Here is a 16,098-nt window from a genome sequence, read left to right as displayed (position 1 = left end):
TGCACTGAGCTTATTGCTGTCCACCGCGTGGTCGAGGCTGCTGATGCCAATCAGGCGGCGCTCGATGTCATGCGCGCCTACAGTCCGCCTCCAGACGGTGCGGCCGAGTATCACTGGATTCTGGCTTTCGTGCTGTTCGAACGTTTTCGTCGGCAGCTGGCGCTCGAACAGGCGGATCTGGCGATCTCTGCCGCCGTGGAATCCATCGAGCAGTTCCGTCAGGCCGCCGCTCAAGGGATTGATACACCGTCCGTTGCTGATCAACTACGGCAGCTATCGATTGAACTCACCGCAGCCCACCACCCAACCGAGGCGGCCGACGCCAACCAAGCCGCACTCGACGTTGCTGCTGCGGTGACCTGAGGTTTTGGGAGGGCTATGCCGTGTGTAGCTCGCGGGATGACCGGCTCGGCATGGTCCGCGAGCTCGTCGACATCGTGCCGACGGGGCGACTCGCCGTCATCGAGAGCTCCGGGCACATGCCCAACCTGGACCGGCCCGAGCTGTTCAACGACACGCTGCGCAGGTTTCTCACCGCCGTCGGGTAGCTCAGTCTCCCGGCTTCACGAGACCGTGCTCGTAGGCGTAGATAACCGCCTGCACCCGGTCGCGCAGGCCGAGCTTCATGAGCACCCGTGCGACGTGGGTCTTGACCGTTGCATCGCCGACCACGAGCTCGACGGCGATCTCGGCGTTGGACAGGCCGCGGGCGAGCATGCGCAGCACCTCCTGCTCGCGGGTGGTGAGCCGCTCCAGCTCGGCGGGCCGAGCAGCGTGGTCGCGCGCGGGGAGCGTCGCGAAGGCGGTGATGACGCGGCGTGTGACGAGAGGGTCCAGCAGGGCGCCACCGTCGGCGGCGATCCGGATGGCGTCGACCAGGCGCTCCGGCGGGGCGACCTTGAGCAGGAAACCGCTCGCGCCGAGCCGCAGCGCGGTATGCACGTTCTCGTCGTGGTCGAAGGTGGTGAGAACGACGACGCGGACCGCGGGATGCGCGTCGAGGATTCGCTCGGTCGCCGCGAGACCGTCGAGCCCGGGCATGCGGACGTCCATCAGGACGACGTCGGGTCGCAGCTCGTCGGTGGCCGCTACCGCAGCGGCACCGTCGGCAGCCTCCCCGACGACCGTGATGTCCGGTTCGGTTTCCAGGATCAGCCGCAGTCCGGCGCGGACCATCGCTTCGTCGTCGGCGAGCAGGACGCGGATCATGCGCGGGGTACCGGCAGCCGTGCGCACACCGACCAGCCGCCGTCCGGACCGGCACCTGTCACCAGTTCCCCGTCGTACATGCTCACCCGTTCCTGCATTCCGGTCAGTCCGTGGCCGGGATGCCCGGCCGGTCCGCCGGGCCCGTCGTCGGCGACGGACACCGTCAACTCGGTGTCCTCGTAACGCACCACGACGCTGGCCCGGGCCGGTCCGGCGTGCTTGAGCACGTTCGTGAGTGCCTCCTGCACGATGCGGTAGGCCGCGAGGTCGAGCCCGCCCGGCAGCGTCCGCGGCTCGCCTTCGACGCGCAGGTCGACAAGGAGTCCGGCGGCGCGGACGCGCTCCGCCAACTGCTCGACCTGACACAACCGGGGTGGCGGCGTGAGCCCGTGCTCCGGTGATCCCTCAGGTTGGTCCGGCTCGGAGGCGAGCGCTCGCAACACACCGACCGCGCGGTGCAGCTCGGCGACCGCCTCCCGGCCGAGGTCCTCCACTGCGCGCAGTACGTCGGTCTCACGGTCGTGGCCCCCGCCGACGGTCAGGCTTCTCCGTACCCCGCCCACCTGCAGCGTCATCACGCTGACGATGTGGGCAACCGCGTCGTGGAGCTCGCGCGCGATCCGGCCCCGCTCGACGCGGACGGCTTCGTCGGCACGCGCCTCGCGCTCCAGCGCGAGCTGAGCGGCGACCGCAGCGAGCTCGGCGTTGCGCTCCTGCTCGCGGCGCACGAGGCGGCCGATCCCCCAGGCGGTGCCGATGCCCAGCAGCAACGCGATCACGTCCCACGGCCGGTCGCCCAGCACGCTCAAGGCGCCGAACGCGGCGAACGTTCCGGCCGCGGCCGCGATCCCTGCGCCGTACGAACACCGCTGCGCGACGCTGCTGAGTGCGACCAGGAGTCCGAGACCCATGGAGGCGGTGAGCATGGCCCCGGTGGACGGCACCTCCGACGTGGCGAAGACGAGTACGGCCAGTCCGAATCCGGGCAGTGGTGCGCGGGTGCGCAGCAGCATCGCGGCGGCACCGATCAGCACCGCGGCGACGGCGGGCACGACCTGCGTCTCGTCCTGTGCTCCGACAACGAGCTCGGTGATACCGCCGACGGCCAGCGCGGCGGCGAAGGCCGAGTCGACCATCGTCGGGGAGCGCATGCGCGGTGACGCTAGCGGAGCAGGCTTCCGTCGACGTCCGCCCCACGGGCGATCTCGTCGCGCCGATCTCTCCACCGCGCGGAGGACCGTCGGATCCGGACCGGGAAGGACGACGGATTGCGGCGAGCCCGGCACTCTCGTCGCCGCCCGCCGGCACGCGGCGGTCGCGAACGAGAAGGAGGAACAGATGGGCAGCGCGACGATCCGGGCCTGCGGCGCGGCGGTCGCCCTCGGCGGGGTGATCTGGGGGACGGTGGGCCTCATCTCACCGACGACCGACGGAGTGGTGCGGTCGGTGGAGGTGTGGTCCAGCGGGGCGTTCCTGCTCGGCGTGATGGCGCTGGTGAGCGTGGTGAGAGCCACCCGCGCCGCGGGTGACGGGAGGTGGGCGAGCGGCTTCGTCGTGGCCGAGCTCGTCATGCTGGCGCTCGCAGCGCTCTCGACGGCGATCACGCCGACCTCGGCGAACTACGAGCTCTCCGGGGCGCTGCTGGTGCTCGACACTGCATGGCCGTTGAGCATGCTCGGCCTCGTCGCGATCGCGGGCGCGGTCGTCGCGCGCCGTCGGTGGCCCGTCCGGGCGCGTTGGCTGATGCTTGCCACGAGCCTGTGGTTGCCGGTCGGTTTCGTCGCGCCCGACGCGGTGACGTCGGTCTATCTCATCGTCGTGCCGCTGCTGCTCGGTGCGGCGATCGTCGGCGAGGTTGCTCCGCGCCACGGCCGCACGCCCGGCAACGGTCACGAGGAGCAACACCGAGCGGAGAGCTCGCGCGGGTCACGTCTGGAGAAGCCGCGGCACTGACCGCGACGTCGATCAGCCCGGCCGTGGGGGTCCGCTGAGACGGATGATCTGGATCTGCGGCAGCCGGCTGGGTGTCGTCTCGACGGAGCGCCATGTCGCCGTGGCGGTCTCCAGGAACTCGTCGCTCAGCGGACGCTGCGGGTCGGTGATCCAGGCCTCGCCGTCGTCGTCGACCAGCTGGGGGAGCAGGGCGAGCAACTCGTCGACATTGCGCTGCCCGTAGAGCACGTCGGAAGCCAGCACGAGTCGCCATGGCCCCCTGTCGATCAGCGGGGCAGGGTCCGCCCACGAGCAGATGGCTGTCTCCACGGCCACCCCGTTGCTCTCGGCGTTGACGGCGGCGAACGTGACGGCATCGGCCGAGCGGTCGGTCGCCAGCACGCGCGCCCCAGCCAGCGCGGCGGCGATGGACGGAAGACCCAGGCCGCACCCCAGCTCGAGCACCGGCACATCCCGCCACTGCTGCGCGGACACGGCGTACGCGAGTTCGACGCCGCTCGGCCACAGTTCCGCCCAGTACGGCGGGTAGGCCTCGTCGGTGGCGACGTCCTCTTCGTACAGCAGCGCCGCGGGATCACGTGGATGCACGAACTCGATCCGCCCACGTTGCAGCTTGATCGACCCGGCCACGAGGTCCAGCCGGGGGTCGCCTGTGCTCGGCGGTGAACGGTCCGTCATCCGAGCCAGTCTGCCCTGGTCCTGGGTGATAGGGCTTCGTGGTTTGTGCGAGCGTCAGGGCTTGCGGCCGACGGCACCGACGATGCAGTACTGAACAGGAGCCATCGGCTTCACGTGCGGGCCGTCCGGCCACCAGTCGGTACACCGCACCAAACCGGGCTCCACCAGTTCGAGTCCCTGCAGCATGCTCTCGATCTGAGCTTTGGTGCGGAAGGCGCCACTGCCCATCGGGCTGTGGATGAAAATCTCTTCCATCTTTCGCGCGAGGTCGCTGTATTCAGACGTCTCGGGGTCGAAGAAGTGGCTGAGTGCGACATACGATCCGGACGGCAGGGCCTCGATGTACTCCTGCATGATCTCGCCGTACCGTTCGCCGGTGTAGTGGTGCATAGTGCCGCACTGGTGGAGCGCAATAGGCTGCGTGAAGTCGAGATGCTTGCGCACCACCTCGTTCTCGAGCACGTCTCTCGGCTCGAAGATGTCGGCCGCGATGAGGTGTGTCTGGTCGTTCTCCTCGAGCAAGGCCCGGCCGTGAGCCAGCACCACCGGGTCGTTGTCGACGTAGACGACGCGCGAATCGGGGGCCAGCCGCTGCGCGACCTGGTGAGTGTTCTCCGCGGTGGGCAGGCCGGATCCGCAGTCGAGGTACTGGGTGATGCCGGTCTGGCTCGCGATGAAGCGGGTGGCGCGGATGAGGAACTCGCGGTTGTCCCACCCCAGCAGAGTGGCCTCTGGCGCAACCTGCTGGATCCGGCGCAGGACCTCTCGGTCGATCTCGTAGTTGTCCTTGCCGTTGAGGAAAGCGTCGTAGACCCGGGCGACACTCGCCTTCGACACATCGATATAAGGCGGAACGACTTCGTGGGAAGCGGGAGCCTCAGCACCAGGCATACGTGCCTCACTACGTGGTTGGTCGTGGCCCGGAATCCTGCTCGGGCGGTGCGAGTGTAGGGCAAGGGGTCACCCAGATGAACCTCTGCCGAAACTTCTGCCACTGGCGTCCTCGCGTGTACGGTTCACCGGCGGGTAGGGCATGGGCCCTCCGTCCGCCGCGAGAGAGGTGGAGAGTTCCGAGGGGTCGAACGGGGAGGAGCGGATGGTCGAACGCGGCCAATCCGAGACCGGCGCGAGGGGCGAACCCACTCGCGGATCCACCGCCCGGCGGATCGTGCTCGGAGCTCAGCTTCGGCGCCTCCGAGAGGCTGCGGGACTTTCCCGGTCCGAGGCCGGCTACGTCATCCGCGCGTCCGACTCGAAGCTCTCCCGCCTCGAGCTCGGGAGGGTCGCGTTCAAGGAACGTGACGTGTCCGATCTGCTGATCACCTACGGCGTCGAGGACGCCGCGGAGCGCGAGGCCTTCCTCGAGATGGTCCGGCAGGCCAACCAGCCCGGCTGGTGGCGCCGGTACAACGACGTGATGCCCGGCTGGTTCCAGGACTTCGTGGGCCTGGAGGAGTCGGCCGAGCGCATCCAGGCCTACGAGCTGCAGTTCGTCCCGGGTCTGCTGCAGACCGAGGAGTACGCGCGGTCGATCATGACGCGCGGGAGGCCCGAGCACGCACCCCCCGACACCGAACGCCGTATCGCGCTGCGGATGCAGAGGCAGAGGATCCTCACGGGCGTGCACCCCACGAAGCTGTGGGTGGTGATCGACGAGTCCGTGCTGCACCGCCCGATCGGTGGCCGGCGCGTGCTCCGGGAGCAGCTCAGCCATCTGCTCGAAGTCTCGCGCCAGCCCAACGTCACGGTGCAGGTCGTGCCGAACGCCCTCAGCGGCTACGCGGCGGAGGGCCCGTTCATGCTCCTGCGCTTCGCGGAGCCCGAACTCCCTGACGTCGTCTACATCGAGCACCTCAGCGGTGCGCTGTATCTCGACAGCCAGGAGGAGATCGAGACGTACAGCCGGTCGATCGACCGCCTGTCCGTGGACGCCGAGACGCCCGACCGATCGCGTCAGCTGCTGAGCAAGGTGATCTCGGAGATCTGAGCCGGTCGCGTGGCACGTCCGGCGCCGAGTCGTCCTCTCACGTGACAGTTCACGTGGTGGCACTGCCGGGAGTGGCGGGCACGGCGAACTCACCGTGTTGTGCACCGGTCAGGAAGGCCGACCATTCGGCGGGCGTGAAGACGAGGGCGGGCCCGGAGGGATGGCGGGAATGGCGCACGGCCACGTCGCCGGTATCCAGCGTCGCAACCTCTACGCAGGCGTTCTGGCCGCTGAAGCTGCTCTTCCGCCATGTGGCAGCACGAAATCGTTCTGCGGACCAGCCGCTGAGATCCTCGTTCGGCATTGATCATCTCCGCTCGTGCAGAGTCGGTAGGCCGGGGAGAACGTAGCACCGTGCATATGCACGTGCATATGCACGGTGGACGCTGTACGTGCGCCCGTACGTGAGGGTTGCAAAGGGGGCTACGCGGTCTTGAGATGAATGTTCAACGATCGGATTCGTGCTGCTCAGGGCCGAAGTTTGGTCGCCTGGACATCCCGTGGCTCGGCACTCGGATCACCCGGCAGGTTGGTTCCTGTTCATTCTTGATCGTGCACATGCAGCTGCGTCTTGCATATGCATCCCGTGAGGGTCACACTGCCAACGGTGCATGTCACTGTGGTGATCCATGCGCATACCCTCCGTGACAACAGGGAACGCGCTGCTGCACCACACGATGGAGACGAAACGACGAGGGCTGACACGGAGTGAATGCCCGCGGCTGCCGCTGCACGGTTTGTGGCGCCGGGCGGGCCTCGCGCACGATCCGACAGGGGGCGTCCAGGTGGCGGAGCAGTCGAGGTCCGACCAGATTCAGAGCATCGCCGAGATACTCGCGGCCACCTACTCTGCAGGCGCCCTGCGCCGGATCCTGGTCGAGCACAGCGCCGACTCCACCGGCCACTGCCGCGGCTGCCGGTATCCGACCACCGCAGCGCCCGTGTGGCCGTGCCGGCTCTGGGAGATCGGCAAGGAGACCGAACGGATCATGAGCGCGGGCAGACTCGCGTAGGGCGGCCGTTCGGCCGTCCCATCGGTTCGGGCATCCCACCTGCCGGCAGCTCTCCCCAGCGACCCCCGTCGTATCGGCCCGGTCACGTCGTGCGGGCCTTTCGCACACCGATCTCACGCCTGAGGAGGAACGGACCGCCGGTCCGCTCAGGGGAGGGATCGTGATGTTTGTGGGCGCCTACCACTTCGACGGGCATGCAGACGAGCTGCTGCCCGCGTTCCACCGACTGCTCGACGGGTTTCCGCCGGGAGCGGTGCAACTGCTGCTCTGCGTCGGCACCGCCAGTGGGCTGACCGTCTTCGACACCTGCCCGTCGCGCGCGGAGTTCGAGGCGTTCAGCGGGGGAGATACCCTCCGCGCGGCGCTCGCGGCAGCCGGCCTGCCGCGGCCACGCGTGGAGCCGATCGGGGACCTGCACCACGCCGTCGTCGCGGAGAAGGCGTCGCGATGACGCTGGAGATGACGGATCCGGCCGCGGAGATCGCGGCGTTGGATGCGACGGGCCAGGCCGAGCTGGTGCGCCGGGGTGAGGTGACGCCGCTGGAGCTGGTGAACTGGGCGATCGAACGGATCGAGCGGCTGAACCCGCTGCTGAACGCCGTGGTGACGCCGACGTACGAGCGTGCGCGGGCCAGGGCGCGGGCCGTGCCGGAGGGCCCCTTCGCCGGGGTGCCCTTCCTGTTGAAGGACCTGATCGCCGAGGAGGAGGGCGTTCCGCTGAGCTCCGGCTCGGCGTTCCTGCGCGACTACGTGTCCCGACACACCTCCGAGCTGGTCAGGAGGCTGCAGGTCGCCGGGCTCGTGATGCTGGGCAAGACGAACGCTCCCGAGTTCGGAATGGTGCCGACCTGCGAGCCGGCGCGCTTCGGCGTGACGCGCAACCCGTGGGACCCCGACCGTTCGACGAGCGGGTCGTCCGGTGGATCGGCTGCCGCGGTCGCAGCGGGGATGGTGCCGATGGCGCACGGCAACGATCTGTCCGGATCGCTGCGCTTCCCGGCTTCCGCCTGCGGCCTGTTCGGGTTCAAGCCGACACGTGCGCGGGTGCCGCTGGGGCCGCACTTCGGCGACATGGTCAACGGGTGGGTCGCCGAGCACGCGATGACGGTCTCGGTGCGCGACAGCGCCGCACTGCTCGATGCCACCGCAGGCCCGGCGCCCGGCGACCCCTACCCGGCCCCGGCCCAGGCCGGGCCGTTCGCCGCCGAGGTCGGTGCCGACCCGCGGAAGCTGCGCATCGCGTACACGCCGCGGACTGCAGGCGGCGAGCTCGGCCACCCCGACTGCGTCGAGGCGCTCATGGACGCGGTGATGCTGTGCACCGAGCTGGGCCACGAGGTCGTCGAAGCGGACGTGCCCGGTCTCGACGAGCAGATCGGTGACGCGATCGGCACCGTCTTCAACGCGACTCTGGCGTGGCTGATCGAGTCGTGGATCCGCCGTCTCGGCCGTGAGCCCGGGCCGCATGAGCTGGAGCCGATCACCCGCGTCTCGTGGGAGTCAGCCCGCGGCACCACCGGCGGGGACTACCTGCTGGCCGTGGAGCGCATGCAGGTCTTCGCCCGCGGTGTGGCGGCGTTCCTCGGCCGGGTCGACATGTGGCTCACCCCGACGATGTCGGAGCCGCCGGCGCCTCTCGGGCAGATCGTGTCCACACCGGACGATCCACTGCGTGCGTTCCGCCGTGGCGGACGCACGGTCGAGTACCCCGCGGTGGTCGCCAACATCACCGGCAACCCGGCGATGTCGGTGCCCTTGTGGCACAACGCCGACGGACTGCCGATCGGCGTGCACTTCCTCGGTAGGTTCGGTGACGAGGCCACCCTGTTCCGGCTGGCCGGACAGCTCGAGCGGGCGAGGCCGTGGGCCGGCCGCACGCCCGCGGTGCACGCTTCGCGGCACTGAGCACGACCAGGGGGAGGAGGCGGCGCACGCGGTGACCTCGTATCCGCTGGTGGGACGGTCGGAGGCGGTTGCTGAGATCGAGGCGGTGCTGGCGGCGGGCCGAGCGGGGCGCGGCACGCTGGTGCTGGTCACGGGGGAGGCGGGAGTCGGCAAGTCGCGGCTGGCGCAGGAGGCCGTGACGAGGGCCGCCGGCTACCGCACCGCATGGCACGGGTGCGAGCCGGCTGCCGCGGCGTTCCGGCCGTGGGCGCGGCTGCTGCGCACGGTCGTGCCTGACCGTGCCGACGTGTTCCCCGACGGGGGCTCGCCGACCGAGGGCATGCGGGAGCGGATGTTCGACGACGTCGTCGATCTGGTGGCGACATCGGCCGCGGAGACGCCGCTGCTGCTGGTGTTCGACGACGTGCACGACGCCGACGCCTCGTCCCTGGAACTGCTCGGCCATGTGGCCCGGCAGCTCCGCGCGACCCGTGTGGTCATCCTTGCGACGTCCCGCGACGGGGAGGCGGCTTGGCAGGGGCGCGGCCGGATCCGTGGTGAGCTGGTCCGGGCGGGCCGGTCGCTGCCGTTGGCGACGTTGTCCACCGACGACGTCGCGCAGCTCATGGCCGCGTCGGGGTCGTCGCCCCGGCCCGACACGCTGCGTGTGGTCGCCCAGCGCACCGGCGGTAGCCCGCTGTTGGTCACCGAGCTGGTGACATTCCTGCGCAGCCGGGGCGGGCTGGGCGACCCGGTCACCGCGCTGGCCGTGCCGGAGTCGGTGCGGGCACTGGCGGCTGGGCGGCTCGCGCGCCTGCCCGCCCGCAGCGCCGAAGCTGTCGCAGCGGCGGCGGCACTCGGCCGGGACGTCGAGATCGGCGTGCTCTCCGCCCTGATCGCGACCGGACCGGACGAGCTGGACCGGCTGCTCGATCCCGCGCGGGCCGAGGCACTGATCGTCGACACGGGGCCGGGGCGCGTGGCGTTCGGACACGATCTCCTGCGGGACGCGGTCCACCGCGCCCTTCCGGTGGGCGAGCGCCAGGAGCTGCACGCCCGGATCGCGGCCGAGCTCGCGCGGTCGGGGGCGGACCCGGCGGTGATCGCCCACCATCTCTTGCAGGCCGGTCCGGAGCACCGGGTCCAGGCGGCGGGCTCGGCCGCGCAGGCCGGTGAGCGCGCCGCGGCGGTCGCCGCCTACGAGGATGCCGCTCAGTGGTACGCGCGGGCGGCCGCCGCGCTCGAGGGCGGGATCGACGGCGCAGAGCCTGCGCGCCGGGCCGACATGCTGGTCGCCCAGGGGGAGGCGCTGGTGGCGGCGGGGGACCGGGCGACGGCACGGGGGGTGTTCAGGGAGGCGGCCGGGCTGGGTCGGCGGCTCGGGTCGGCGACGTTGGTGGCCAGGGCGGCGCTCGGACTCGCAGGTGGGGTCGGGTTCGAGGTCGCGCTGCTCGACGGTGAGCAGGTCGACCTGCTCTCCGAGGCCCGTGTCGCGCTCGCCGAGCAGGAGACGGTGCTGCGGTCGCTGACGGCGGCCCGGCTGTCGGTGGCACTCACCCTGCTGGCGAGCGAGGAGCGCCGCGCCGAGCTGAGCGAGGAGGCCGTCACGCTCGCCCGCGCGTCCGGCGACGACGACGCGCTCGGCCAGGCCCTCGCCGCTCGCTGTGACGTGCTGGCCGGGCCCGAGCACAGCCGGTCGCGGGCGGAATGGGCGAGTGAGATCGTGGCGACCGCGGCCCGAAGGCGCTCACCCGCGCTGGAGCTGCTGGGCAGGCGGTTCCGGCTGGTGGCGCTGCTCGAGGTCGGGGACGTCGTCGGCGCTCATGCCGAGGCGCAGGCGTACGCGGTGACGGCCGCGGGTCTGCGGCAGCCGGCCTACGACTGGTACGTCCCGATCTGGCAGGGCATGCGCGCCTTGTCGGAGGGACGGATCGCCGACTGCGAGGCGCATCTCGCCGACGCCGAGCGGCTCGGCCGTGGCGCGGGCAGTGAGAACGCACAGGCGCTCGTCCTGACCTCGCGCTGGTGCCTTCTCACCGAGCTGGACGACCAGCCGGGCATCACCGAGCTGTTCGCCGCGGTGGACCTGAACGGGTTCGCGGGCGTGTGGCCCTTCGTCACCATGGCGCACGTCGCCGCTCACCAGGGCCGGGCCGGCGAGGCGGCAGCCCGGCTGGACGCGGTCACCCCGCGGCTCACCGCTTCGCCGCGCGACTCCGAGTGGCTGCCGATGATGGCCCAGCTGGCGGAGGCCGTCGGGACGATCGGTGGCCACCCGGTGGCCCGCTGGGCCTATGAGCAGCTGTTTCCGTTGGCCGAGCTGTTCGTCGTCGAGGGCATCGGTGCCGCCCTCCGCGGGCCGGTGCATCGACATCTCGGCATCCTCGCCGCCGCCGCGGGCGAGACAGCCACCGCGGCAGACCATTTCGACCGTGCGCTGGACCGGGCCCGGGGGATCGGTGCCACTCTGCTGGTCGCCCGCATCCTCCGCGATGCCGGCTTGGCGCTGTCGGACCCCGTCCGGATGGCCGAGGCGCGGGATCTCTACCGTGCGCTCGGCGTCACGAGACGTGCCGACGAGCTGGGGTCTGCCCCGGAGGGCGGCGGGGCGGACGGGCAGCCTGGCGCATCGGACAACCTGTTCCTGCGCGAGGGCGAGTTCTGGACACTGCGCTATCAGCGCCGGGAGGTCCGGCTGCGCGACAGCAAGGGCCTGCGGGACCTGGCCGTGCTGCTCGCGGCTCCGGGCCGGGAGTTCCCCGCCGTCGAGCTCGCCGCCGCGCCGTCGGCCGCTGCGGCGGCAGAGGTGCCGGCCGGCGAGCTGCACGAGCCGGGTGACCTGGGGGAGGTCGTCGACGCCACCGCCCGGGCGGCCTACCGCCGGCGGCTTCTGGAGCTCGACGAGGAGGAGACGGAAGCAGACGCCCGCGGCGACCAGGAGCGTTCGGTCGCGCTCGCTGCGGAACGCGAGGCGCTGGTGGCCCAGCTGTCGGCGGCCTACGGCCTCGGGGGCAGGGTCCGCCGGGCCGGGCAGCCGGCCGAACGTGCGCGTACCGCGGTCACCGCGCGGATCCGCGACGCGATGCGACGGATCGAATCCGTGCACCCCGAGCTGGGCGCGCATCTGCGGCACTCGGTGAGCACCGGCACGTTCTGCAGCTACCGTCCCGAGTCGCCGACGGCGTGGCGTCAGTAGTTCTCCACACATCGTGTCCTTCGTTCTCACACCTCATGAGTGAGCGAGATCGGCTCGCCGAGAGGAGATCGAGATGCCACACACGTCGAAGACCGAGGCCCCGCTGACCGTCGATGAGCCCATCATCGAGGGCCGTTACGTGGAGCTGGGCGGTTACACGGTCGCGTTCGAGACCCACAAGATGGAGACCGACCCGGCGCCGCTCTTCCGCGGCCTCCCCGACGATCGCTGCCAGTGCCCGCATTGGGGCGTCGTGGTCAGCGGCAAGGTCGTCTACCGGTACGCCGACCACGAGGAGACCTACGTCGCGGGAGACGCCTACTACGGTGCGCCCGGACACCTGCCGCTGATGTTCCCCGACACCGAGCTGATCGAGTTCAGCCCGACGGATGCGCTCACTGCCACGATGGCCGTGGTCAGCGCGAACATCGCAGCGGCGAAGGCAGGGTGACCGCCGAGCGTCCCGTCGTCGGAGCCGCCGGGGACGGCGGGCTGCGTGAGTTCGGCTACCGGCAGGAGTTGCGGCGCAGCCTGACCCTGCGTGACCTGCTGGTCTACGGGCCGGTGTTCATGGTGCCGATCGCGCCGTTCGCGATCTTCGGTGTGGTGTTCAACGCGTCGCTGGGCATGGTGCCGCTGACCTATGTCATCGGGTTCGCCGCGATGATCTTCACGGCGTTGAGCTATCGGGAGATGTCGCGGGCGTTCCCGATCTCGGGTTCGGTGTACGCCTACGCCTGTTCGCGTTCCTGCTGCTGCACGTCTCGGCCGCGGCGTCGTATCTGATCAAGCAGCGGCAGCGGACCTACGGGTTGCACCTGACCGTGCCGCTGCTCGGCTTCGTGATCATCGGCTACGTGCTGGTGAACGCCGACGCCAACGCGAAGATCGGTGGGCTGGTGTGGCTGGCGGTCGGGGTGGTGGTGCTGGTCGTGCTGCGCATGACCGGCCGCACCACCGAGCTGAAGGTCGGCTGAGCCGCACCACCATCTGCTCTGGCCGGCGGACCTGGCCGGAGGGATACGACCGCCGGGCCAGGTGACCGCCTGACTTCTCGAACTACGCGGTGGGCTCGTGGAGGCGCACGCGGAGGAGGTGGCGGTCAGGGTCGGAGAAGGCCGTGCGTCCGTGCAACGCGATGTGGTTGTTGATGATCAGGATCCCGTCGGTGGGGATGACCAGCCGGATCTCGTCGGGACCGTTGTCGAGCCTGTCGAGCACGGCGTCCAGGGCCTGCTGCACCTCGGGAGTCTGGAATTCCGGGTGCGCCGCGATGCCTCTGCGGATCCCGTTCTTCCGCCACCGCCACATCGGTGTCTCGGCGAGCACGGGTGCGTAGAGGTAGCCGTCATCGGCGACGTTCCCATACTGCTTGAATACTTCGGGAATCCGCCTCGGCAGGCTCGTCTCGGTGAGCACCTGAACCGCTGCTCGGCCGTCCGGGGTCTCCTCGAGCTGCTTCTTGACGACCCGACCGTCGCGCAGGAGCGACAGCCCGCCTCCGCACGCGGCAGCGTGCACGGCGTAGAGGAAGAAGAATCGCTCCGGGATGGGAATCGACCCATTGTCGGTGTGATAACCCGCTTTGAGGTCGTTCTCCGAGAAGCTTGTGTGACCCGACTTTTCATCGCCACGGTTGCGGACGTCCCAGATCACATGATTGAACGGGATGTTCGCGGTGGGGTCGCCGAGCAGCACGGCGAGTGCGAAGGCGCCCTTGCGCTTGCCGTCGAGGTCCGCCTCGCCCAGGCCGAGTTCCGAGATCAACACCCCGGCGGCCTGGTCGTGGTCGAAGGCCCTGCGTATGCGGGCCGTGATGGCGGCCAATCGCGGCGCGACCTCTCGAAGACGTGCTCGCAGGGCCGCAGGATCATGTGGTGGAGCCAAGTCCTCGCCGTCGACGTCGCCACCGTAGTGATCGACCAGCGCCGCGAGGATTCCGTCCTTTTCCGTGGCCCACCAGGATCGCTCGCCGGCTAGGTCCAGCTCGACGATGCTCGTGGTCGACATGGCCGTCGACATGAAGATACCTCCCATATAATCGTGCCCGGCTCACGATGCCCCCCTCCGGTTCGCCTGAATCCGAGCGTAATCGCGCCCAGGTTGTCTCGCAACGATCGACAATGAATATCTCGGCTTACTCGCCGAGTTTTTCGGACTTGATCGAGAATTCGTGCCGCGATCATGTGCGGTCACGATTTTCGAGCGGGCCTGAAGGCATTCGAGCTATCCGGCGAGCTGCTGGATGGCGCCGTCGTGGATGTCGACGGTGCGGGTGGCGAGGCGGATGAGTGCGGGGCGGTGGGTCGTCATGATGACGGTGCGGCCGTGGACGAGTCGGGTGAGGGCTTCGACGACGAGTCGTTCGGCGTGGGAGTCGAAGCCGGCGGTGGGTTCGTCGAGGAGTACGACGGGGGCGTCGAGGAGCAGGGCGCGGGCGACGCCGACGCGTTGGCGTTGTCCGCCGGACAGCCCGGTGCCGCTGTCGCCGAGGCGGGTGTCGAGTCCGTCGGGGAGGTCGTCGGCGAAGTCGGACACGAGAGCGGTTTGTGCGGCCCGGGTGACTTCTTCCGGTGTGGCGTCGGGGCGGGCGTAGCGGATGTTCTCGGCGAGTGTTCCGGAGAACAGGAAGGTGTCTTGGAGGACGACGGCGATTTGGCGGTGGAGCCACGGGTTGGGCAGGTGGGCGGTGTTTCGGCCGTCGAGGTGGATCGTGCCTGATGTGGGCTGGTAGAGCCCGGCGATCAATGCGAGGACGGTGGATTTTCCTGCGCCGTTGGGTCCGAGCAGGGCGACGCGCTCGCCGGGGTGGATGGTGAGGTCGAGGTGGTGCAGGACGGGTCCGCGTCCGTAGTCGAGGACGACGTCGTCGAGGTCGATGCGTCCGTCAGCTCGGGCAGGCAGCGGTCGTGACCGGCAGATCGTCCGCGGTGTGCGGGCGAGGATGTCGGCCACCCGTTCCGCGGATGCCGCGCCCTGGGTGAAGGTCATCGAGAGTTTCGACAGCCCCCGCACGGGTTTGATCATGTCTCGCAGGTAGCTGGTGACGACGACGAGCAGACCCACCGTCCACCAGCCGTCGAGCACTCCGAGGCCGCCGACCCAGAGCAGCACGGCCGTGCCCACCGCGGTGATGATCTCCAGAAGGGGCGTGAACCGCGCGCGCAGTTCGACGGCGCGCAGGCCGGCACGCAGGGTGCCGTTGTTGTCCGCGGCGAAGCGGGTGTCGTGCAGGTCGTGGCTGCCGAAGGCGTGGATGGTGCGGATGCCTTGTAGTGATTCGGCGACGAACCCGGCGAGGCGCCCCTCGGCGGCGCGTTGTTGGCGGGCCGATTGGCGGGTCAGCCGGCTGTACCGGGCCGAGCTCGCGAAGATCAGGGGAATGCACCCGATGGCGATCAGCCCGAGTCGCCAGTCGACCGAGAGCAGCACGATGGCGAATCCGACGATCGAGAGCACTCCCGGGAACAGTGTGGAGAACACGGCCGTCAGGCTGGTCTCGATCCTGTCGGTGTCGGTCGAGATACGACTGGTGAACTCGCCCACGGCGTGACGGTCGTGGAAGGTCATCGGCAGCCGTTGCAGGTTCCCGAAGGTATCTGCGCGGATGGCGGCGGTGATCTTCTCGCCTGCCCCGTTCATCACCCTGTCGCCGAGGTAGTCGAACGCCCCTGAGATCAGCGCAATGATCAGGACGGCGACAGAGGCAACGAGCAGCAGGGTGCGGGTCGACCCGCCGACCAGCGAGGCCAGTAGCGAGGGCGGTCCGTGAGATCCGCCGGCGGCGAACAGGCCGTCGACGACCAGAGCGAGGGGCCAGGGCTGGGCCAGGTCGGCGAGCAGTTCACAGACTCTCAGCCCGACGCCGACCGAGAGCGCGCGCCGGTGCGGGCGCCCGTAGGACCGGAACTGCCAGAGTTGCCGGAGCAGACCCTTGTCAGCCGGATCATGGCTCGCCGGCGCACCGTCCTCGGGTTCGACCTGGGAGGAGGAGAACGCTCGTGTCCGCCGGTGGAGTCCGGCGGACGAGGGCGCCCCCGGCTCGGCCTCCGAGCTGTCGCCGGAGGCCGCCACGTTGCCGGTCATGCGCGGATCAGCTGGTGGTTGCGGGCGTCTTGGCTGAGTTCGTGGTTGCTGCGGTCGGGGTGGATGCCGTGGTGGGCCATGGCGGTGAGGAG

At 70.0% G+C, this 16,098-nt stretch carries 18 protein-coding genes; 11 read left to right on the top strand and 7 right to left on the bottom strand.

Annotated features, from left to right (window positions below):
- A partial coding sequence (locus ABD743_RS30385; RefSeq protein WP_344725845.1) for a hypothetical protein occupies positions 1 to 363 on the top strand: 363 nt, incomplete at its 5' end.
- A 50-nt stretch (positions 364 to 413) separates the two neighbouring features.
- Positions 414 to 548: an alpha/beta fold hydrolase gene (locus ABD743_RS30380; protein WP_344725844.1), complete on the top strand. Its 135-nt coding sequence runs from the start codon at positions 414 to 416 to the stop codon at positions 546 to 548.
- A 1-nt stretch (position 549) separates the two neighbouring features.
- Here the strand turns inward: ABD743_RS30380 and ABD743_RS30375 are convergent, their stop codons facing one another.
- Positions 550 to 1,209 (bottom strand): response regulator, encoded by a 660-nt coding sequence (locus tag ABD743_RS30375; RefSeq protein ID WP_344725842.1) that lies wholly within the window; start codon positions 1,207 to 1,209, stop codon positions 550 to 552.
- Positions 1,206 to 2,360, bottom strand: a complete 1,155-nt coding sequence (locus ABD743_RS30370; RefSeq protein ID WP_344725840.1) for a sensor histidine kinase — start codon at positions 2,358 to 2,360, stop codon at positions 1,206 to 1,208. Before ABD743_RS30370 ends, ABD743_RS30375 begins: the two co-directional genes overlap by 4 nt.
- Positions 2,361 to 2,547: 187 nt before the next feature.
- Between ABD743_RS30370 and ABD743_RS30365 the strand changes: the two genes are divergently transcribed.
- Positions 2,548 to 3,162, top strand: coding sequence for a hypothetical protein (locus ABD743_RS30365; RefSeq protein WP_344725839.1), 615 nt, complete (start codon positions 2,548 to 2,550; stop codon positions 3,160 to 3,162).
- Between the two features lie 12 nt (positions 3,163 to 3,174).
- On the opposite strand, the gene ABD743_RS30360 is transcribed toward ABD743_RS30365, so the two are convergent.
- Positions 3,175 to 3,840: a class I SAM-dependent methyltransferase gene (locus tag ABD743_RS30360; protein WP_344725837.1), complete on the bottom strand. Its 666-nt coding sequence runs from the start codon at positions 3,838 to 3,840 to the stop codon at positions 3,175 to 3,177.
- Positions 3,841 to 3,894: 54 nt separating this feature from the next.
- Positions 3,895 to 4,731 carry an SAM-dependent methyltransferase gene (locus ABD743_RS30355; protein ID WP_344725835.1) on the bottom strand — a complete coding sequence of 279 codons (837 nt, stop codon included), beginning with the start codon at positions 4,729 to 4,731 and terminating at the stop codon, positions 3,895 to 3,897.
- A gap of 205 nt (positions 4,732 to 4,936) precedes the next feature.
- Between ABD743_RS30355 and ABD743_RS30350 the strand changes: the two genes are divergently transcribed.
- On the top strand, positions 4,937 to 5,827 hold the full coding sequence (locus tag ABD743_RS30350; protein ID WP_344725833.1) for a helix-turn-helix domain-containing protein: 891 nt from the start codon (positions 4,937 to 4,939) through the stop codon (positions 5,825 to 5,827).
- 49 nt (positions 5,828 to 5,876) lie between these two features.
- Here the strand turns inward: ABD743_RS30350 and ABD743_RS30345 are convergent, their stop codons facing one another.
- Positions 5,877 to 6,131: a DUF397 domain-containing protein gene (locus ABD743_RS30345; RefSeq protein WP_344725831.1), complete on the bottom strand. Its 255-nt coding sequence runs from the start codon at positions 6,129 to 6,131 to the stop codon at positions 5,877 to 5,879.
- A gap of 340 nt (positions 6,132 to 6,471) precedes the next feature.
- On the opposite strand from ABD743_RS30345, the gene ABD743_RS30340 reads away from it, so the two are divergent.
- The 7 genes from ABD743_RS30340 to ABD743_RS30310 all read left to right on the top strand — a co-directional run bounded on the left by ABD743_RS30340 (position 6,472) and on the right by ABD743_RS30310 (position 12,897).
- Positions 6,472 to 6,840, top strand: coding sequence for a hypothetical protein (locus ABD743_RS30340; protein ID WP_344725830.1), 369 nt, complete (start codon positions 6,472 to 6,474; stop codon positions 6,838 to 6,840).
- 160 nt (positions 6,841 to 7,000) lie between these two features.
- Positions 7,001 to 7,291, top strand: coding sequence for a hypothetical protein (locus tag ABD743_RS30335; protein ID WP_344725828.1), 291 nt, complete (start codon positions 7,001 to 7,003; stop codon positions 7,289 to 7,291).
- The gene (locus ABD743_RS30330; protein WP_344725826.1) at positions 7,288 to 8,745 is read left to right on the top strand and encodes an amidase; all 1,458 of its coding nucleotides are present in this window, start codon (positions 7,288 to 7,290) and stop codon (positions 8,743 to 8,745) included. Before ABD743_RS30335 ends, ABD743_RS30330 begins: the two co-directional genes overlap by 4 nt.
- A 31-nt stretch (positions 8,746 to 8,776) precedes the next feature.
- Entirely contained in the window at positions 8,777 to 11,920 is a 3,144-nt protein-coding gene (locus tag ABD743_RS30325) for an ATP-binding protein (RefSeq protein WP_344725824.1), read from the top strand.
- Between the two features lie 73 nt (positions 11,921 to 11,993).
- On the top strand, positions 11,994 to 12,371 hold the full coding sequence (locus tag ABD743_RS30320) for a cupin domain-containing protein (protein ID WP_344725822.1): 378 nt from the start codon (positions 11,994 to 11,996) through the stop codon (positions 12,369 to 12,371).
- Positions 12,368 to 12,706: a hypothetical protein gene (locus tag ABD743_RS30315; RefSeq protein WP_344725821.1), complete on the top strand. Its 339-nt coding sequence runs from the start codon at positions 12,368 to 12,370 to the stop codon at positions 12,704 to 12,706. Before ABD743_RS30320 ends, ABD743_RS30315 begins: the two co-directional genes overlap by 4 nt.
- Before the next feature lie 26 nt (positions 12,707 to 12,732).
- Positions 12,733 to 12,897, top strand: a complete 165-nt coding sequence (locus ABD743_RS30310) for a hypothetical protein (protein ID WP_344725820.1) — start codon at positions 12,733 to 12,735, stop codon at positions 12,895 to 12,897.
- An 82-nt stretch (positions 12,898 to 12,979) separates the two neighbouring features.
- On the opposite strand, the gene ABD743_RS30305 is transcribed toward ABD743_RS30310, so the two are convergent.
- Together ABD743_RS30305 and ABD743_RS30300 are read right to left on the bottom strand one after the other, a co-directional pair.
- Positions 12,980 to 13,942, bottom strand: a complete 963-nt coding sequence (locus tag ABD743_RS30305; protein ID WP_344725819.1) for a TauD/TfdA family dioxygenase — start codon at positions 13,940 to 13,942, stop codon at positions 12,980 to 12,982.
- A gap of 204 nt (positions 13,943 to 14,146) precedes the next feature.
- Entirely contained in the window at positions 14,147 to 16,006 is a 1,860-nt protein-coding gene (locus ABD743_RS30300) for an ABC transporter ATP-binding protein (RefSeq protein WP_344725818.1), read from the bottom strand.
- Positions 16,007 to 16,098 lie beyond the last annotated feature (92 nt).

This window comes from Pseudonocardia yunnanensis (genome assembly GCF_039534065.1).
GTDB classification, from domain to species: Bacteria; Actinomycetota; Actinomycetes; order Mycobacteriales; family Pseudonocardiaceae; genus Pseudonocardia; species Pseudonocardia yunnanensis.
This window is presented reverse-complemented; position numbering and strand designations above follow the sequence as displayed.

Coding starts and splice junctions, on each gene's coding strand:
- ABD743_RS30330 (WP_344725826.1), top strand. CDS start 7,288: ATGACGCTGGAGATGACGGATCCGGCCGCGGAGATCGCGGCGTTGGAT.
- ABD743_RS30370 (WP_344725840.1), bottom strand. CDS start 2,360: ATGCGCTCCCCGACGATGGTCGACTCGGCCTTCGCCGCCGCGCTGGCC.
- ABD743_RS30300 (WP_344725818.1), bottom strand. CDS start 16,006: ATGACCGGCAACGTGGCGGCCTCCGGCGACAGCTCGGAGGCCGAGCCG.
- ABD743_RS30350 (WP_344725833.1), top strand. CDS start 4,937: ATGGTCGAACGCGGCCAATCCGAGACCGGCGCGAGGGGCGAACCCACT.
- ABD743_RS30305 (WP_344725819.1), bottom strand. CDS start 13,942: ATGTCGACGGCCATGTCGACCACGAGCATCGTCGAGCTGGACCTAGCC.
- ABD743_RS30375 (WP_344725842.1), bottom strand. CDS start 1,209: ATGATCCGCGTCCTGCTCGCCGACGACGAAGCGATGGTCCGCGCCGGA.
- ABD743_RS30355 (WP_344725835.1), bottom strand. CDS start 4,731: ATGCCTGGTGCTGAGGCTCCCGCTTCCCACGAAGTCGTTCCGCCTTAT.
- ABD743_RS30320 (WP_344725822.1), top strand. CDS start 11,994: ATGCCACACACGTCGAAGACCGAGGCCCCGCTGACCGTCGATGAGCCC.
- ABD743_RS30380 (WP_344725844.1), top strand. CDS start 414: ATGGTCCGCGAGCTCGTCGACATCGTGCCGACGGGGCGACTCGCCGTC.
- ABD743_RS30345 (WP_344725831.1), bottom strand. CDS start 6,131: ATGCCGAACGAGGATCTCAGCGGCTGGTCCGCAGAACGATTTCGTGCT.
- ABD743_RS30365 (WP_344725839.1), top strand. CDS start 2,548: ATGGGCAGCGCGACGATCCGGGCCTGCGGCGCGGCGGTCGCCCTCGGC.
- ABD743_RS30360 (WP_344725837.1), bottom strand. CDS start 3,840: ATGACGGACCGTTCACCGCCGAGCACAGGCGACCCCCGGCTGGACCTC.